This window comes from Streptomyces sp. SID3212 (assembly GCF_009865405.1).
In the GTDB taxonomy this organism is placed as follows: Bacteria; Actinomycetota; Actinomycetes; order Streptomycetales; family Streptomycetaceae; genus Streptomyces.
This window is the reverse complement of record NZ_WWJY01000260.1, coordinates 1-936: the sequence shown is the minus strand read 5'-3', so window position 1 is coordinate 936 and position 936 is coordinate 1. Positions and strand designations below refer to the sequence as shown.

Here is a 936-nt window from a genome sequence, read left to right as displayed (position 1 = left end):
GAGGGGGGTGCGTGGCCACGGGGGCGGGTGGGAGGGTGGCCCCGGGCCTCGGTGGAAGCCCGGTCGGGCTCAGGGGCCGTCGGCGCAGCCGCTGAGGGCCAGGATGAGGCTGGTGCGGAGGGCGACGCGTCGTCCCACGGTCCGTCGGCGCAGCAAGGCACTCGTACCAACGGCGCTCACCGGTCCCTACCCAGCCACATGTCTGGGGACCGGTGAACGCCACCGTCCCACCCGGCCGGGTGCGGAACCCGTCAGTCGAGGGCCACGACGTCCCCGACGACGATGACCGCCGGAGGGCGTACGTCATGGGTCCGTACGGCCTCCGCCACCGTCGCGAGCGTCGCGTCGACCCGGCGCTGGGCGGCGGTGGTGCCTTCCTGGACCAGGGCGAGGGGGGTCTCGGGGGACTTGCCGTGCGCGATGAGGGCCTGGGCGATGGCGCCGATCTTGTCGACGGCCATGAGGAGGACCAGCGTGCCACGCAGGCGGGCGATCGCGGCCCAGTCGACCAGGGAGCGCGCGTCGTCGGGGGCGACGTGACCGCTGACCACGGTGAACTCGTGGGCCACCCCACGGTGGGTGACGGGGATCCCGGCAGCACCCGGCACGCTGATGGAGCTGGAGATGCCCGGGACCACCACACAGGGGATGCCCACGGCGGCGAGGGCGTGGACCTCCTCCATGCCGCGTCCAAAGACGAACGGGTCGCCGCCCTTGAGGCGGACGACGGCCTTGCCCGCCTTGGCGTGTTCGATCAGCGCCTCGTTGATCGCCTCCTGGGCCATGGCGCGTCCGTACGGGATCTTCGCCGCGTCTATCACCTCGACGTGCGGTGGCAGTTCGTCCAGGAGGTCGCGGGGGCCGAGGCGGTCGGCGATGACGACGTCCGCCTCGGCGAGGAGGCGGCGGCCTCGCACGGTGATCAGGTCCGGGTCG

The 936-nt window shown here is 73.2% G+C and carries 1 protein-coding gene; it reads right to left on the bottom strand.

Going from position 1 to position 936, the window contains the following annotated elements:
• Positions 1 to 251: 251 nt before the first annotated feature.
• A partial coding sequence (gene cobA, locus GT042_RS07915; RefSeq protein WP_161307992.1) for a uroporphyrinogen-III C-methyltransferase occupies positions 252 to 936 on the bottom strand: 685 nt, incomplete at its 5' end.